Annotated in this window: 12 protein-coding genes; 1 reads left to right on the top strand and 11 read right to left on the bottom strand. The window is 36.7% G+C overall.

What is annotated here, in order from left to right:
- The first annotated feature begins 55 nt into the window (after positions 1-55).
- Positions 56-1,114, top strand: coding sequence for an o-succinylbenzoate synthase (locus B2145_RS01360; RefSeq protein ID WP_291097432.1), 1,059 nt, complete (start codon positions 56-58; stop codon positions 1,112-1,114).
- 163 nt (positions 1,115-1,277) lie between these two features.
- On the opposite strand, the gene B2145_RS01355 is transcribed toward B2145_RS01360, so the two are convergent.
- The 11 genes from B2145_RS01355 to B2145_RS01305 form a co-directional block, all read right to left on the bottom strand.
- On the bottom strand, positions 1,278-1,994 hold the full coding sequence (locus B2145_RS01355) for a rubrerythrin family protein (protein ID WP_291097350.1): 717 nt from the start codon (positions 1,992-1,994) through the stop codon (positions 1,278-1,280).
- A 24-nt stretch (positions 1,995-2,018) separates the two neighbouring features.
- Entirely contained in the window at positions 2,019-2,156 is a 138-nt protein-coding gene (locus tag B2145_RS01350) for a hypothetical protein (RefSeq protein WP_291097348.1), read from the bottom strand.
- A gap of 170 nt (positions 2,157-2,326) precedes the next feature.
- Positions 2,327-3,703: a sensor histidine kinase gene (locus tag B2145_RS01345; RefSeq protein ID WP_291097346.1), complete on the bottom strand. Its 1,377-nt coding sequence runs from the start codon at positions 3,701-3,703 to the stop codon at positions 2,327-2,329.
- A complete protein-coding gene (locus B2145_RS01340; RefSeq protein WP_291097344.1) occupies positions 3,700-4,377 on the bottom strand; it encodes a response regulator transcription factor in 678 nt (225 codons plus the stop codon). The genes B2145_RS01345 and B2145_RS01340 overlap by 4 nt, the downstream gene beginning before the upstream one ends.
- Before the next feature lie 28 nt (positions 4,378-4,405).
- On the bottom strand, positions 4,406-4,885 hold the full coding sequence (locus B2145_RS01335) for a DUF2231 domain-containing protein (RefSeq protein WP_291097342.1): 480 nt from the start codon (positions 4,883-4,885) through the stop codon (positions 4,406-4,408).
- Between the two features lie 198 nt (positions 4,886-5,083).
- Positions 5,084-7,588 carry a cation-translocating P-type ATPase gene (locus B2145_RS01330; protein ID WP_291097340.1) on the bottom strand — a complete coding sequence of 835 codons (2,505 nt, stop codon included), beginning with the start codon at positions 7,586-7,588 and terminating at the stop codon, positions 5,084-5,086.
- Between the two features lie 126 nt (positions 7,589-7,714).
- On the bottom strand, positions 7,715-8,800 hold the full coding sequence (locus B2145_RS01325) for an AI-2E family transporter (RefSeq protein ID WP_291097338.1): 1,086 nt from the start codon (positions 8,798-8,800) through the stop codon (positions 7,715-7,717).
- Between the two features lie 124 nt (positions 8,801-8,924).
- A complete protein-coding gene (locus B2145_RS01320) occupies positions 8,925-12,896 on the bottom strand; it encodes a PAS domain S-box protein (protein WP_291097336.1) in 3,972 nt (1,323 codons plus the stop codon).
- A 270-nt stretch (positions 12,897-13,166) separates the two neighbouring features.
- Complete coding sequence (locus tag B2145_RS01315) at positions 13,167-13,928, bottom strand: ATP-binding protein (RefSeq protein ID WP_291097430.1); 762 nt, start codon at positions 13,926-13,928, stop codon at positions 13,167-13,169.
- A gap of 206 nt (positions 13,929-14,134) precedes the next feature.
- A complete protein-coding gene (locus tag B2145_RS01310) occupies positions 14,135-15,757 on the bottom strand; it encodes a PAS domain S-box protein (RefSeq protein ID WP_291097428.1) in 1,623 nt (540 codons plus the stop codon).
- Positions 15,758-15,804: 47 nt separating this feature from the next.
- On the bottom strand, positions 15,805-17,046 hold the full coding sequence (locus tag B2145_RS01305) for a PAS domain S-box protein (protein WP_291097334.1): 1,242 nt from the start codon (positions 17,044-17,046) through the stop codon (positions 15,805-15,807).
- Positions 17,047-18,084 lie beyond the last annotated feature (1,038 nt).

The raw sequence follows: 18,084 nt of genomic DNA, 5'->3' as shown, positions 1-18,084 counted from the left end.
AAGGTTTCCAAAACCTTGTAGGTCTCAATTGAAAACCCAAAACCCAAAACTTATTTTGAAAGCAACTTACCACAAATACATTCTTCAATTTAAACGACCATCGGGAACTTCTCGTGGCATTATGAATGAGAAAGAAACCTGGTTTATCATACTCGAAAATAATGGTAAAAAAGGAATAGGCGAGTGTGGAATTTTGAGAGGTTTGAGTGTTGATGATCGGCCAGATTATGAAGCAAAATTACGGTGGACTTGTGCTAATATTCATCTCGGAAAAGATCAGTTATGGGAATCACTAATCGAGTTTCCTTCGATACAATTTGGAGTCGAAATGGCGTTCGAATCTTTAGCAAGCGAAAGCCCTTTTTTACTCTTTCCTTCTGAGTTTACCAACAGCACAAAATCAATTCCGATTAACGGTTTAGTTTGGATGGGAGAAGAGGTTTTTATGAAGCGGCAAATAGAGGAAAAACTGGCGGAAGGTTTCCGTTGTGTCAAACTCAAAATAGGTGCTATAGATTTTGATAAAGAATTGCAATTATTGCGCTATATTCGGGAAAATTTTACTCCGGAACAGGTCGAAATTCGGGTGGATGCGAACGGTGCTTTCGACGTAATTTCAGCTTTAGATAAAATTACACAATTAGCTGGATTTAAATTACATAGCATTGAGCAACCTATTCAAAAAAACAATACTGACAGTATGTCAGAGTTGTGTAAAATCACTCCAATTCCCATCGCCTTGGACGAAGAGTTAATAGGTGTGTTTTCGTTGGAAGAAAAAGAACAATTATTGCAAAAAATCAAGCCACAATACATCATTTTAAAGCCCAGTTTTATTGGTGGTTTTCGGGGTACGCAAGAGTGGATTACACTAGCCGAAAAGTACAATATTGGCTGGTGGATTACCTCGGCTTTAGAGAGTAATATTGGACTAAATGCCATTGCACAATGGACTTTTTTACAGCATAATTTGATGCCTCAAGGATTGGGAACCGGAACTTTATATAGCAATAATTTTGATTGCCCTTTACAGGTTTCGGAAGGTCAATTATGGTATAAAAAAGAGAGGGATTGGGAGTTTGATTTTGAGGGGTTCATGCCTTTGATACACTGAAATAGTTGTTTAATTCTTTATAAAAAAACTTTTCTGAATTATAAAACTTGGTTCCAAAAAAAAATATAATTCCCCAAATTTGTCGAGGAATTATATTTTGTAAGTAAGATAAAATTATTGGAATTCTATAGGATTAGTTATCCTAGTTGAGAGTTCTTAAATTTTAAAGAGAATTAATTTTGATGAATTTTGCTCCGCTTGTCATTGAAATTCCACAACGTTTTGGTGCTGAAGTTTCGTAAGTATTTCCGCAAGTAGGGCAGATGAAATAGGTCGTAGGCAAGGTTTTATCCGTATTGCTTTCAAAAGCTGCCAATGCTTTCTCATAAAATGCCTTGTGTTTTATTTCAGTTTTATAGGCGTAGTTAAAACTTACCAATGCTAATTGATTACCGGCTGCGTTAGCAACTTTAAGGAAAGCAGGATACATTTCGGCTACTTCATACGATTCGCCTTTGATGGCAGCTTCAAGATTTTCCTTGGTTGTCTTCACCGTCACGTCGAGCACAACAGGCTCTATGGCAACTCCCATTTCTTCCAAAACCGCTTTATGGTTTCCTGCATGTATTTTTTCGGAGTTGGATGCCGCTTTAAAAAGCATTGCAATTTCCTTATGTCCTTCTTCGGCTGCTTTTTTAGAAAAAGCCGCATATCTTGCAGTTGCATTTGATTCGCCTTTGAAGGCTGCTTGCAAATTCGCAATTGTTTTGGTTTTGGCATCTTCAACGTTTACGGCGGTATTCTCCTCTGTTTTCACATTTGCGTCTTTGTTTTCAACGGGAGTTTTCATTTCAGATTTATTCTCTTCTTTGTTTTTGCAAGAGAATATGGAAAGACAACTTACTATGGCCAATGCTGGAATTATTAATTTTGTTTTCATTTTATTTGTTTTTTATGTTTGTTTTTATTTTTTCTCGTTTTTTTCGTTTTCACCTTTTTCAGAAGATTTCAAAGTGTCTTTTGTCACGGCAGTTACTTTAGTCGTGTCAGCTGGTGTAGTTGCAACTGCTTTTGTTGGAACAGCCGTTTCTGTTTGGGTCACTTCATTTTTTTTGCAGGAGGTTAGTAGCAGACCGATTACCACTATTATAATCCCACTGATGATAGATTGCCTTTTCAGTTTTAAAATAGTTTAGTTGTTAAATACATTGCAAAGATGAGGACCCGCACCTTTGGCTTTACTTTGTATTATCTTAAAATTAGCTAAATATTTTATGCGGTAAATTCGAGAATAAAAGAAGAGCCTTTGTCTTCAACACTTTTAACGGAGATTTTGATGTTTTGTAAATCACATAGTTTTTTAACAATGGATAATCCTAAACCATTTCCCGGGATTTGGGAACTTCTGGAATTGTCTGCCCTGAAAAAACGGTTAAATAAATAAGGTAATTGTTTTTTTGATATGCCAATGCCTTCGTCTTTAATGGTTAACGATTGTTTTTTTTCATTCCATTCGCAAAACACATTTCCGTTTGGATGATTGTATTTTATGGCATTTATTATTAAATTATTAAGGATTCTTTCCAAAAAGGTCGAGTCTGCTTTTACAACACAGGTTTGAGGAATAGAAATCTGGATTTTAATATTGTTGCTTTTGATTGCTGAATGATGTGTATTAATAATTTTTTCGACAATCTCCTTTAGAATTATGGTTTCCATTTTTGCCTGAATATTATTGGATTCCAAGCGGGCTAATTGGAGTAATTGATCAAACAAAAGCGATAATCGGTCTGTTTGAATAAGTACTTCTTTCATTTTTAACTCGTATTGTTCAGGTGTTCTTTTTCTTCGCAACAACACTTCAAAGGTTCCTTTTATGGCGGTAAGCGGTGTGTGCATCTCGTGAGAGGCATCGGCGGTAAATTGTTTTTGCTGGTGAATGCTGTATTCCAGCCGATTCAATAATTCGTTGATGGTCGTTGCCAATTGGTGAATTTCGTCTTCATTTTCGGGCAATGGCAAGCGGGAATTGATGTTGGTTTCATTGATTTTGGAGGCGGTATCGATTAACTCGTTAACGGGAGCAATGGCTTTTGAAGCAACAAAAGATATGATGGCATACAAAGTGCCAAGCATAATGATGTAGATTAAACACAATACAATCAATAAATTATGCAACACGTTGAAAGATTCCTGTTGAGAAACCCCAATGGTTAAATGACCAATTATTTTATTGTTTTCATTAAAGATGGGGAATTGTCCCTGTCTTATCCTTTGTTTGTTTATGGTGGAGTTGTAAAAAGTTGTTTCCTCTATTTTTGGATTGAACAAAAAATGATTTTCCTGTAAATTTGCCGACTTGAAAACGGTGTGTTCCTGAAGGTCAACAATTTGCAGGAAGGTGGGATTTACTTCTAATTGCTTGTGTTCCGCTTCTTCCCATTCGGGCATTTTGTTCATGATAATATGGTCTCCTCGCCAGTCAAGATTGTTAAAAACCTCTTCTTTTTCGGTACTTATATCATCGTCTAAATGTTGGTAAGAAGTGTAGTAAACAACGGCATATATGGCAATAAATGCAATGGCTGCCAAGGATGCGATGGCAGTTAAATTGTATATGGCGATTCTTTTCTTGAAGCTTAGTTTCACTGGTCGTCGTTAATTCGGTAGCCAACTCCTCGAATAGTTTGAACAAAGGATTCTTGGTTTTTATCGTCCAATTTTTTTCGTAACGCATTGATAAATACATCGATAACCGAAGTGTCTTTGTCGAAATGAATATCCCATATTTTTTCTATAATTCGGCTGCGTCTGCAAACTTTGCCATTATTTCGAAGCAGATATTCCAGCAATGCAAATTCTTTTTGGGTAAGTTCCACTGGTTTTCCGCCTTTGGTAACAAGATGAACATCTACATTCAACACTATATTTCCTGCTTTAAAAATATTTTGTTCTCCAACAGTATTTCGAAGCAAAACCCTAATTCGGGCTAATAATTCTTCGAATGCGAAAGGTTTTTTCAGATAATCATTTGCGCCTGTTTCCAATCCAAATACGGTATCGTCAACGGTATCTTTGGCAGTCAAAAAAATAATGGGAACGATTTTGTTTTCTTTGCGGATACTTCTGCAAATTTCAATTCCACTAATGCCGGGCAGCATCCAGTCGAGTAAAATAATATCATATTCATTGAGATTATCCATTGCCAATTCGAGACCATGTCTACCATTATTGGCGACATCAACGGCAAATCCTTCCTCTTCCAGGCCTTCTTTTAAAAAACCGGCAATCGATGTTTCATCTTCTACCAATAAAATTCTCATCTGGCTAAGTTAAAGAAAACTTTTAGATTTAATTGTTTTCGTTTTCAATATCTGGATTTGAAAAATCGGGAAGTTCCAATTGTACTCCGGCTCCGTGTTTATAGACCAATTGTCCTCCAAGATATCCTGTTCTGGAAATGGCTACAATTACTCCTGCAAACAAAATGATACTTGCAATTCTCGCCCATTTTTTCGAATAATTAAAAAAATAAATTCCAAGATAGACAAGTGCGGTAACAATGGTAAGCCATAAAGTAATGGTGGCTGCCTGTTCATGCAATTCAATTGCTTTCCCCAACGAACCTTCTTCGATACCTTCTCCTGCTGCATTTCCCGAAAGATAGGAAACAATTGTGCCCAATGTACCCAAAAGCAATAAGTAAAATGCTGTCTGCCTGAAAAACGGTTTTTTTATTATAAAAGCAATTAATTCCGAAAGAAAACCTATAATTAACAATGCAATGGGAAAATGAATCGCCATGGCGTGAAGATGGGTTGAAGATATCATAACTATTATTTTTAATGCAAAGATGCAATTAGAAAAATTTAAAAAGGGTTAGTATATCCTTAAGATTACTTTAAGAATTTTGGACAATAAATTTATAATTCATTCAACCTTTCTCTTTCGAAAACTTATTTCTGTGATTATTCTGCGAAGAAGTAATTGAAGCTCTCCAAATACTGCAGTGTTCTAATGAAAAATCAGCTATTGTTCCTCCTTTGCATTTCTTCTGTTTTTGGTATACTTTATTGTTTCAAAAATTATGAGGATAGAAATTGAACCCAAAACAGAGGGAATAAAACGATTATAATCAGTGACTTCAAAGCTAAAAGTGCGTTGTAAAGAGGGGACGGAAAGAATTGTAAACAATATAATAATGGCCGCCGACAGGATCAGGATAACTGCATAATTTTTTTCCTTTATTACCGAAATAACACCTCGAGTATTGGAAAGATTGGTAAGTATTAGAAAAATATTTCCAAAAATGAGCGAAGAAAAAGCGATAGCTCTTACTTCTCCGTCACTGTCTCCTTCATTTATGCAAATAAAATAAACAACAACGACCATTATCAGCAGTATTAAACCTTGGCTGACGCTCAGTAATATTCTTTTTCCTCCAAAAAATTGTTCGTTTGGATTTCTGGGTTGGCGATTCATTATTCCTTTTTCTTCCTGTTCATATTCAAAAGCAATAGAGCAAACCGGATCAATAATCAATTCCATAAAAACAATGTGTAAAGGCATAAGTAATAATGGAAGAGAAGTGAAAAATGCCGGTAAAAGGGTAAGTCCTATAATGGGAATATGTATGGCAATGATGTAGGACATTGCCTTTTGCAGATTGTCAAAGATTCTTCTCCCGGAACGAATAGCAGAAACAATGGAAGCAAAATTATCATCCAGCAATACGAGTGATGAAGCTTCTCGTGCAACATCGGTTCCTTTATTTCCCATTGCGATACCAATATGTGCGGCCTTTAATGCGGGAGCATCATTTACTCCATCACCCGTCATTGCCACAATATCGTTATTTGCTTTCAATGCCTGAACAATCCGTAGTTTTTGTTCAGGAACCACACGTGCAAAAATGTTTGTCCGTTTTATTTTTTCTTTTAATTCTTCATCACTCATTTTTTTCAATTCGTCCCCTGTAATAATTTCTCCTTTATCAGACAATCCTATTTGCTTTGCAATACTTTTAGCAGTGGCAGGAAAGTCTCCCGTAATCATTATTACCTTAATTCCGGCTTCTTTACATTCCTTTATTGCCTGCGGAACTTCTGTTCGAATTGGGTCTTCCAATCCGATAAGCCCAAGAAAATTAAAATCAAAATCATACTGCGATTCAGGAAGGTTTTTATTTTGAAGCACCGCATTAGCAACTGCAATTACCCGGAAACCCTGTTCCGCCATTTGATTAACAGCCAATATATGTTTTGCTGTTTTCTGCTCATTCATTTTACATAAAGTAAAAATGACTTCCGGTGCGCCTTTGGCTGAAACCGAAAATGAGTTTTCGGAACTATTTTCGGTAACGCGTGTCATGGCAAGTAATTCGCGGCTCAAGGGATATTCCTTGATGAGTTTATATTCTGATTCATTTTGTGATGCCAATGTGTTATTCGTAATGTTAATCGCTTTTTCCATTGGGTCGATGGAATCTTTTTGAGAAGCATGTTGCGCAGTGGTAACTAAATCGGTAATTTGGTTTTGCTTTTGATCAAAAACACTTTTCAGAAATATTTCATTCCCATCATACAAGGCAGCAACGTCCATTTTATTTTGTGTAATAGTTCCCGTTTTATCGCTACATAAAACAGTAGCTGAGCCCAGTGTTTCAATTGCGGATGGTTTTCTGGTCAATACATTGTTTTTTGACAATCTCCATGCGCCCAATGCAAGAAATACGGTAAGAACAACCGGAAACTCTTCGGGTAAAATTGCCATGGCTGCAGAAAGACCGTTTAGCAAGGATTGGATAAAATTACCCCTTGTATAATAAAAAGCAGCCACTATTCCGATACTGATAAAGGCGCCAATAATGAATAACCTTCTTATCAATATGCTCATTTCCTTTTGTAACCGGGTCTTGTCTTCCTCGATACTTTCAAGCGAAGCGCCTATTTTGCCAAACTGCGTATGTATACCGGTGGCTATGATCTTTGCCAATCCTTTTCCCTGAACCACAATGGTGCCGCTAAACACAAGTCCGTGTGCGTTTGATGAGTCAGTATGGATGTTTTTTGTTACCGCAATGGATTCTCCTGTCAATAGGGATTCATCAATAGTTAAATTTACTGTGTCTAATACTATCCCATCTGCGGCAATACGGTCTCCTTCATTTAATATAATGAGATCGTCCGGCACTACTTCCCGTCCCGGAATTCGGATTTCTATTCCATCCCGAATCACTAAGGCCCGGGGAGATGAAAGTTTTCGTAATGCTTCAAGTGCTTTTTCCGTTTTCTGATATTGGTAAAATGTAATGAATATAATAACCAAAACAGACGCAAGTAAGATGCTACCTTCCCTATAATCGCCTATTATCATATAAAGTACAGCGCAACTAATTAATAAAACAAACATAGGTTCTTTCATCACCTCAAAAGCGATTCGCCAAATATTTTTTGGCTTTGCCGATGGCAGTTCATTATAGCCATGGGTTATTAATCTCTCTTTTGCTTCGGCTGTGTTTAGTCCCTGATTCATGGGTGAGTAAAATTTAAATTAGAAATTTGACTGATAATGAAGTATTGGGTTTCTTAGATTTGAAAATTCAAACAAAAGGCTTATTTAAACCAATTTCTAACACTCAATACCGTTTTTATTGGATTATCATTGCTTTTTTTTAATACCATCATTGCCCAATAACAAGGACAATGTTTTTAAACTCTCCGTTCGGTCAGCGATTAGTTTTACAATGCTAATAAAAGGAATGAATAAAATCATACCTGCGGCTCCCCATAAAATGCCACCAAAAATTACCATCACAATAATCACTAAAGTATTTATCTTTAAACGACCGCCTACCGCAAACGGGAATATTATGTAGGCTTCGAGTACCTGAACAATAGAAAAAACCAGAATTACACCTAACGGGTACCATATTGAGTTGAAAGTTATCCACGAAACCGCAATTGGCAAAAGGGAAGAGATCATAATCCCGATATATGGAATAAATGTGAGTATAGAAGCAATAAACCCAAATAGAAAAGGATGTGGAATACCTATAATTGCGAGTCCAATGCTATTCAAAATACCAACTATTAAATAGACCAATAACATACCCTTAATAAAATTGTAGTAGGCATGAATGGTTTCAACAAGAATTTCGTGAATGGTATCCTTTTTGTCCAAAGGGAAAAGATGGTATAGCACATTTACCAATAGCTGGCGGTAATAGAGTATGAGCACGGAATAAACAGGAATTATCAACAGATAAAAAATCAACTCTGAAAACGAATAAACGGTGATCTTAAGCAATGAAATTGCCTGAGATCCAGAGTTGTTTACCGAGTTTTTAATAAATTCCATTTGTTTTTCAGTGCTTATGTCAAATCGCTCGGCAAGAAAATCACTCAGTTGGGTTGCGGTTTCCAATAACTTTATCCTGAATATTTGCCATTCATTTGAAAATTCCACTACTTGTGTAAAAAGCAAATAAATGATTGCTCCAAAAAAAAGAATCACGCCAAAAATTGAAATAAAGATGGCAATACCTTTGCTTATTCCTTTTTTCTCCATCCATTTACATATTGGGTAAAGAATAAAACTGATGAGAATTGAATAACTCAGCGGGATAAAAAGTGTTTTGCCAAAGTATAGTAACACGGAAACCAGCAGCGTGTACTGAAGAATTTCAAGAACAGAAAATGTTCTGTTTAGATGGGTTGGAACTGGTGTTTTCGGAATTTGCATCATTGGAGTGATGGATTTTAACGGTTATACTTTTTATTTTGAGGTTTGAAGTCTTAGTCTTCTTAAAAACTTCAAACCACAAAAGGGTTGATAATGAAAACTGTTTAACTACCTATTTGTTTTCTGTTTATTTCTTAAAATACTTTTGTATTAAATCGCCTAATACGGCTATATTTATGGGTTTAGAAATATAATCATTACAACCTGCGGCGATTGCCTTTTCCCGGTCACTGGTCATACCAAAAGCAGTTTGTGCAATAATAATTACGTCTTTGTTGAATTGGCGAATTTGCTTGGTGGCTTCATAACCATCCATTATGGGCATATTAATATCCATCAGTACCAAATCGATGTCAGGATTATTGCGGCAGGCTTCAACGGCTTCGACTCCTGTAGTTGCTTTCAAAATTTCTTTGCTAAATATTTTGACTGCCTTCGAAATTAGCAGGTTTGATATTGTGTCGTCTTCGACAATTAATATTTTTAGGTTTTTAATTTGATTCTCCTCTTCCTCTTTTGAAGCAGTATTTTTAAAGACAGTTTCTTTTTTTGGTTCAACATTGTAGGGAATGGTAAAATAAAACGTTGAGCCTTTTCCTTCTTCGCTTTCTACCCAAATTTTACCGCCCAGCATTTCCACATAAGCTTTTGAAATGGACAATCCCAATCCCGCTCCCTGAAAAGCTCTTTTATCGGAAATATCGGCCTGGATAAAACGGTCAAATATTGCTTGCTGTCTGTCTTTTGGGATCCCAACACCGGTATCTTTTACATAAAACTCCAGTGCGGCTGGTTTACGGTCTGCTTTTAGGGTATACCCAAATTCTATTGTCCCTTTATCCGTAAATTTAATGGCATTTTTAACAAGGTTGGTAAGAATGGCATAGATTTTTTCAGTATCTGTTTTAATGATGGCTTCTTTTGCGGGCAGCCCATTTTTGAAGACAAGCTGAATTCCTTTATTTGTGGTTTCAGGTTTGAAAAAATTAAAAATGTATTCAATTTGCTCGTTGACATTTGTGTCCGAAATTGAAACTTCCATCTGCTTGGATTCAATTTTCGAAATATCAATTATATCGTTGATAATGTTGAGCATACGGACACCACTTTTCTCTATGATTTTGATATACTCCTTTTGTTCTTCACCGGTTAGATCGGGTTCTTTGAGTAGTTCGGCAAAGCCCAGGATTCCGTTCATGGGCGTGCGGATTTCGTGGCTCATATTAGCAAGGAAAGCTGATTTGAGACGGTCGCTTTCTTCGGCCTGTTCCTTGGCATTTATTAACTCTTGTTCTATTTGCTTCCGCTTTGTGATATCTTCCTTAATGCCAACAAAATGGGTTATTTCACCCTTTGTATTAAAAATTGGGGAGATTGATTCCGATTCCCAGTAAAGGTCACCATTTTTTTTCTTGTTATAAAATTCTCCATACCACGCATTACCTGCTTTAATAGTGTCCCAAAGTTTTTTATATTCCTCGGCTGATGTGTGTCCCGAGCTTTGGATGCGTTGATTTTTTCCTATGATTTCATCAAAACTATACCCGGTTGTTTCTACAAATTTTGGATTTACGTACTGTATATTGCCCTCCGTGTCCGTAATGACAGTTGTTGCTGGACTTTGCTCCACAGCTTGAGAAAGTTGACGAAGTTTTACCTCAGTACGATTGCGTTCAGTAATGTCCTGAATAATGAGTTGAACCGCAGTTTTGTGTTTATATACAGTCGGAATTGCTTTTATTTCGACATCAACGGTAGTGCCATCTAATCGAATAAATTTTTCTTCGGAAGTAGGTAACGGTTTCCCGTCTACTTTTATTTCTTTTAGTATTTGAATAACATTTGAACGATTTTCTGGATGTACAAATTGTAAAACGGGTTTCCCAATCAATTGCTCTTTATTTTTTGCGACCATTAAATGAACACATTCATTGTTTGCAAATACAATTTTTCCGTCAACGTAGATGACTATGGCATTGGGAGAATTCTCTACTAATCCGCGATATTTTTCTTCACTTTCGCGCAATTTTTCTTCAGATTTTTTTTGGTCTGTAATGTCAGTTATGAAGCCATACCAAATCACCGATCCATCTTCTTCCTGCTGCGGAATTGCATTGCCATAAAGAAAGCGAACGGTACCATTCTCATATTTAACGCGATATTCCTGTTTCCACTGAGTTAAGTTTTGTGCTGATACCTGGATGGAGGCTACAACATTTGCACGGTCATCGGGGTGGATATTTGCAAATGCTTTGGATGCATCTTCACGTACTTCATCGGGGCTTACCCGGTATATTTGGTTAATTCCTTCGCTGGCATAAGGGAAACAAGAACTACCGTCAGGGCGCAACTTAAATTGGTAAACGACTCCTGGCACACGGCTGGTGATTTTATGGATAAGGTCCAGAGATTCCTTCTGTATTTTTTCTGCCCTTTTTCGATCTGTGATGTCACGGGTAATTGCAAGGTATACTACCTCTCCATTATCTTGTAAAGGCGTGGCAGAAGTTTCCACCCAAAGACGAGTTCCCTTGAGACTAATCACTTCGAATTCCATTTTGATTGATTCTCCCTTGAGAACTCGATTATGCATTTCAGTATAAGCACCACGATATTCCGGGGCAATAATATTAAGTATTGGTTTCCCAATTACTTGATTCAGCGAATCAGCCTCGATTATTTCTAGTCCGGCAGGGTTTATCGTTTTCAGGTTTCCCTGCGCATCTACTGTCTTGACACATTCGGGCTCTGTCGATACTATGGTTTGAAGATGGTATTGGCTTTCAATAAGTTTTTCCTCAGTTCGTTTTGTCTCGGTGATGTCCCGGGCGGTGGCTATTAATACTTCTTTGCCAAAGTAATTACCTTTATTTACAATTACTTCTTTGGGAAAAACCTCTCCGTTCTTGCGTACTGCCCAGAATTCAAATTGTGCAGAAATGCCGGTTTCAAATACCGTCTGCATCATTCTTTGGATTTCATCAAGATTATTGCGACCGGGGGCGGCAACGCTTGAGGGTGTCTGTCCAATAAGTTCTTCCCGGGTGTATTGGTACATTTTTTCGGCACCTTTATTTACGTCAATGAAAGTACCGGCTTCATCTAGTACATAAATGGCTTCTGAAACGGAATTAAAAACATTGTTATAACTTTGTTCAGCCAATAGCAATGCTTCTTCGGCCAGTTTACGCTTGGTAATGTCTACGGATATACCGAATGTACCAATGATTGACCCTTCCAGGTTGCGAAGAGGTAACTTATTGGTGAAAACCCATGTTTTTCGACCGTCTGGCCATATTTCATTTTCTTCTTTGCTCCATGCTTGCCCCGTTCTAATGATTTCCTGTTCCTCTTTGAACGAATTGTAGGCATATTCCTCTGAAAAAAAATCAAGGTCTGTCTTTCCTACCGCCTGCAATGGGTCGCTAAGACCAAAATATTGTGCATGAGCTTTGTTAATTCGGATAAAACGGCTGGCACGATCTTTAAAATAGATATTGCCGGAAAGATTATTCATAATTGCCCGCATCAGATATTGTTCATGGGTCAACAATTCTTCTTTCTGTTTTTTATCGGTGATGTCAACCACGGTTATCAGGCATTGTTCTCCATTTTCGGTAACGATGCCGGTAAGGGATACAAACATTGGGGAGTTACCATTAGTTATCAGGGTAATCTCACAGGATTCTTTGGTTTTGCCGTTAAATACTTTGTTGAGAAAGAGATTAAAGATTGGTTTTGTATTATCAGAAACAAAAGAACTAAACGGGTTGTTTATTAAATGGGAGTGTTCTTTGCCCAATATTGTTGTTCCGTTGAGGTTTAACCCAATAATTTTACCTTCCTTGGAAAGTGTAAAATAACCGGATGGTGCAAAATCATATAATTTGGCATTAATTTCTGCCTGCTCTTTTTCCGGAACGACGAGTTCTTCATACCTCATTTCCAACTTAATCTGGGATTCCTCAATATCATGAATAAGTTTAAGTAATTCGATTTCGGAAAGTTGCGAAGTTATTTTTGGCAGTTTCTCTTTCAGCAGTTCTTCTGCCTTTTGGCGAAGAATTGCGGTATTTGATTTGTTACCGGTATTTCCCATAATTACTTTCTGTTTTGAATTATGTTCTTTTTCTCCTGTTGAGATAGGTAATCTTATAGGCCTTCCTTAAATTTAACGAAGTGCTTCTTACTGCTTGTTAGCCGGTTCAAGCAGCATATCTTCATTTGGGGGATATATTCTGTATGTGATTGTGGGCTCTTGTGTCTTAGTTCTATACGTAAATATGCGTATGGGAAAATGCTCATGGATTCACTTAAAACCCCTATCAAATATAATCTTTTTTGTTCGCTTTATTGCCAATTATTTAATTTATTCCTTCCTTGATTTTTTAAAATATTTTTGTATTAACTCAGTTAACGAAGCTATATTTACTGGTTTTGAAATATAATCGGTACAACCGGCGGCAATTGCCTCATCTTTGTCACTGGATAATCCATGGGCGGTTTGTGCAATAATGACCACATCTTTATTGAATTTACGAATTTGTTTGGTGGCTTCATGCCCCCCCATTTCTGGCATATTAATATCCATCATTACCAAATCGATATCGGGATTGTTACGGCAGGCTTCAATGGCTTCAAATCCCGTGCTTGCGTTCAAGATTTCTTTGGAGAATTTTTTAATGGCAATAGAGATTAGCAATTTTGATATTTCGTCGTCTTCGACAACCAATACCTTTAGTTTTTTTAATGGATCATCTGTTTTTTCAACTGAAACAGCATTTTCAATTGCTTTTTTCTCTTCGTGTTCAATAAGGTAGGGAATAGTAAAATAAAAAGTACTTCCCTTTCCTTCTTCACTCTCGACCCAAATTTTGCCACCAAGCATTTCAACATAAGCTTTAGAAATGGCTAATCCCAATCCAGAACCTTCATAATTACGGGTAATTAATTCGTTGGCTTGCCTGAATCTTTCAAAAATGATTTCCTTTTTGGCGTTGGAAATGCCCATGCCAGTATCTTTCACAAAAAACTCCAAGAATTCACCCTTTTTAACATATCCAAATTCAATGGAACCTGTATCGGTAAATTTAATGGCATTTTTGACAAGGTTGGTAAGAATGGCGTATATTTTCTCGCGATCCGTTTTTATGGAGGCTCCTTCTAAAGGTAACTGATTATAAAAGGAAAGTTGTATTCCTTTTTGTTTTGTTTCAGGTTTGAAGAAGGTATAAAGATATTCAATCTGGTTATTTAAGTAGTAAAAACGATATAATGTCGTGTTTTACTTTTAAATAAATTTAGATAATTGTTTGAAAAACAAACAATTAAGCTTTTTTAATAATACGACAACAAATCGTTCCAATTACTTACATTGGTTTCCGATAAGGAAATTTCCACTTGTCCTGATTCCACTTTGGATATATTGATGATATCGTTGATGATACTGAGCATGCGGGCACCACTTTTCTCGATGATTTTGATGTATTCCTGTTGCTCACTACCGGAGATTTTCGGCTCCTTTAAAAGTTCGGTAAAACCCAAAATTCCGTTCATAGGCGTACGAATTTCATGACTCATATTAGCTAGAAAAGCTGATTTGAGACGGTCGCTTTCTTCGGCTTGTTCTTTGGCCTTGATTAATTCCTGTTCTGCTTGCTTGCGCTCTTCTTCGATAAGAATTGTCTCTAATGAGAATGAGATGTTAAACGTGATTTTTTCGAGCAATATGATTTCTTCTTTATTGGAAAAAAAGGCTGGTTCGTCAGAATACAAAGAGAATGCGCCTATTATTTTGTTGCGAACTTTGATCGGAATCGATATCGAAGAATAATATCCCCGTTGTATCGCCTCTTTGCGCCACGGCTCCATTATGGGATCATTTGCAATATCATTACAAACAACCGTTTTTCCTTTTTGCACGGCTCTTCCTGTAGGGCCTCTACCTTTATAGATATCGTTGGCAGGAATATTTTTGATTTTTGTAAAATACCCGTTTTCAAATCCGTCCCATGCTACCGGAATAACAATGTGAGTGTCATCATCAAGCAGACCAATCCAACTCATGCGAAATTTTCCGGAGGTAACTGCAATACTGCACACTTCACGAAAAAGTTTTTCACGATCATGTATTCCAATAATTAAATAATTAATTTGACTAATGAGGGCATACACCCGATTGAGTTTTACTAACTCATCAAATCTCCGCTTGCGCTCAGTAATGTCACGGGCTGCAGCGTAGATATAGTTGCGCCCCTCCAGCTTGACTCCAATACTGCTGATCTCGACATCATAGAATGTGCCGTCCTTGCGGCGGTGTTGTGTCTCGAACATAATAGGGTCAGGGTGGCGGATTAATTCGCTGAAACTTGCTAACAGTTTCTCCCTCGACCATTGCGTGTCCCAGTCAGTAATATTGAGTTGCAACAACTCTTCACTGGTATAACCCAGCATGCTACAGAACGCCTCATTGGTTTCTAAAACTTGCCCTTGATCGTCGAGAATATGAATGCCCTCGCTGGCTGCATGAAGCAAGGTTTTGTAGTGAAGCACAAGCTTGGAAATGGACTCCTCCGCCAGTTTGTTGTCGGTAATGTCTTCTTTGATTGCAATATAGTGGGTTGTTTTTCCTTGTGCATTTATAATTGGCGAAATTGTTGTAGATTCCCAATAAAGGGTTCCATCCTTTTTTTTATTATGAAACTCACCATACCACTCATTACCTTCTGAAATAGTTTTCCATAGCTGTTTATATTCTTCGGGCGATGTGTGTCCCGATTTTATGATACGTGGGTTTTTACCGATAATTTCTTCAAAAGTATATCCGGTTGTTTCAGTAAATTTTGGATTCACATACTCGACGCTGCCCATTGTATTTGTGATGATAATCATCACCGGACTTTGTTCTACTGCCTGCGAAAGTTGACGAAGTTTTTCTTCGTCACGCTTGCGTTCAGTAATGTCACGGGCGAGGAGGATGAAGTGTTTGTTCTTATTGCCGCTTTCATTTAAGGGGATACCGAAAGCTCAAACCAATGTTTACCCTGGGGTAAATCCAGCTCATACTGTTTTCCGGTTGACCAGCCTTTTTCATTGGCTTCCTGTATTGCCGCTAGGTAAACATTTGCCGCATCTGATGGCAGAGCTTCATGAAAGAGGGTTCCCAGAAACACATCAGGAGGAATGGCAAGCAAATCAGAATGATGCGAATGATAGTGATAAATCCTGCCATCTATGTCAACTTCAAACAGCAAATCAGGAATGGCTTCAAGAATGGTTACCAAATTTTCATGGGCTTTTTTGGCATTATTTTCCATCTGCTTACGCTCCGTAATGTCCCTGATAATATTCATTATTGCAGGTTTATTCCCGTAGTTTATAAATATGGATTCAATCTCGACATTTCTCTTGTTTCCCTTTTTGTTTTTGATGATAGTTTCAAAATGGATTCTTCCATTTGATTTCAAGCTTTCCAATCTATTTTTTCTTGTTTTTTTTTTAGAAAGTATTTCCAAGTCTCTAATGTTTAAAGACATCAGTTCTTCTTTGGTATAACCAAAAATATCGGTTTTGGCAATATTCGCTTCAACAAAATTCGATGGTTTACCGTCAGGATTTATTCTAAATATTGTGATACTATCTCTGTTGGTGTTAAAAAGGGAGCGGTATTTTTCCTCGCTTTCTCTTATTTTCTCTTCGGCTTTTTTACGTTGGCCAATGTCAAGCATAGTGACAAAGCATTGCTCTCCATCGTTACTGGGAATACCACTAAGTAAAACATAAGTGGGAATATCAGGAATAATTGATAAAATTACCTCACAATTTTCTTTGGTTTTCTCGTCGAATATTTTTTCTAGAAAGAGATTAAAGATGGGTCTTGTCTCATCAGAAACAAAAAGGGCAAAACGGCGTTTTTTTAAAAACGAGCGTTCTTTGCCCAAGAGCTTTGCCCCTCTATAGTTAAGTTCCATAATTTCGCCATCTTTTGAGAACGTGAAATAAGCTGAAGGCGCAAAATCATATAGATTAATATGTTTTTCGGCATTAATTTCGGCCTGTTTTTTTGCCAAAAGTAGTTCCTCGTTCTGCATTTCGAGTTCTATCTGGTGTACATCAAGTTCGTGTATGAGTTTTAGTGTTTCTACATCAGGAAGATGTGTTTCGGGCGACGAAATATTTTTACTAAGTAATTCTTCAGCTTTTTTGTGAAGAATGGCTGCGAGTTCTAATCCTGTTTTGCTATTTTTCATGTTCATCTTCTGTTAAGAATTATTGCTTTCGCTTGTTCTGCCTTAATTTCTTTATTCTTTTTCTTCTACGTACTTTCCATCTGACTGTTTGCGTCGATATTACGAATAAAACATTGGGTTATTTTAATTTGAATTAAGAGTTGAAAATATGATTTTAGTGCTTAACGCCAAATTAGTTCCTTGATTCGCATATTTTTATATAAAGTGTTGGTTTTATAATCAAATTTAAGAAAAAATCATCATAATTATTTGTATATTTCTTAACATCTTTACTGTTTATTAATAGAGCTTCTCAAAATAGAATTTTAATCCGAATTATTGTTTTTTGATTGTTTGAGATGGGCAATGCCCGAGGTTCTGTCTAGTGGGTAAAGAGGAAAGTTTGAAAACTAAGGTTTTCATCAAACTAAAAATTAGCTTTTTTCCGATTAATACCTCTATGGCTCTGCCTCGAGATAATTCATTAATCCAAATGCAGATCACAAAATGGAATGTTGTGATGGTAACATTCACATATTTTAGTTGCGTCAGCATTGGCAAATGCCGTTAAAACTTAATAAGCGTGTTCTCGTTTGGGGTCATTTCTAAGAAAGTTAGAAGTAAAAATAATAATTTTTTTGTTCAAATTTATTTTTATTCAATTTTTTGTAAGAAATGTAGTTTTTTTATTTCGACTAATTTAAACAAAAATGGAAGTGTTGGTTGACGTAATGTCTTAAATTAAACTGCTTTAAAAGGAGTATGCCAATTTTCTGTTTAATTTTTTAATAACAAGTCGGGATAGTATAATCAGATTGATTATCAATAATTTGTGTCAATTCGAGACCGGCAAAACCGGCTTCCAAAAATTTCAATATGTTTTTTATTCCATTACCGAACATCAAAATCAATTACACGATCCAATTATGGGTTTTGCTTCCTAATTTTGAAATTGTCAGTCCTCAAGAAACAGCAAAAAGGAGGATTCCAAGAGGGTATAAATTAAACAATAATCTAAAGAGTTTGAGTATAAATTATACCGCTGTATATTTCATTTAG

The sequence above is a fragment of the Flavobacterium sp. UBA5153 genome (genome assembly GCA_002413745.1).
In the GTDB taxonomy this organism is placed as follows: domain Bacteria; phylum Bacteroidota; class Bacteroidia; order Flavobacteriales; family Flavobacteriaceae; genus Flavobacterium.
The sequence above is the reverse complement of the archived record's forward strand: the minus strand, read 5'-3'. Positions and strand labels throughout refer to the sequence as shown.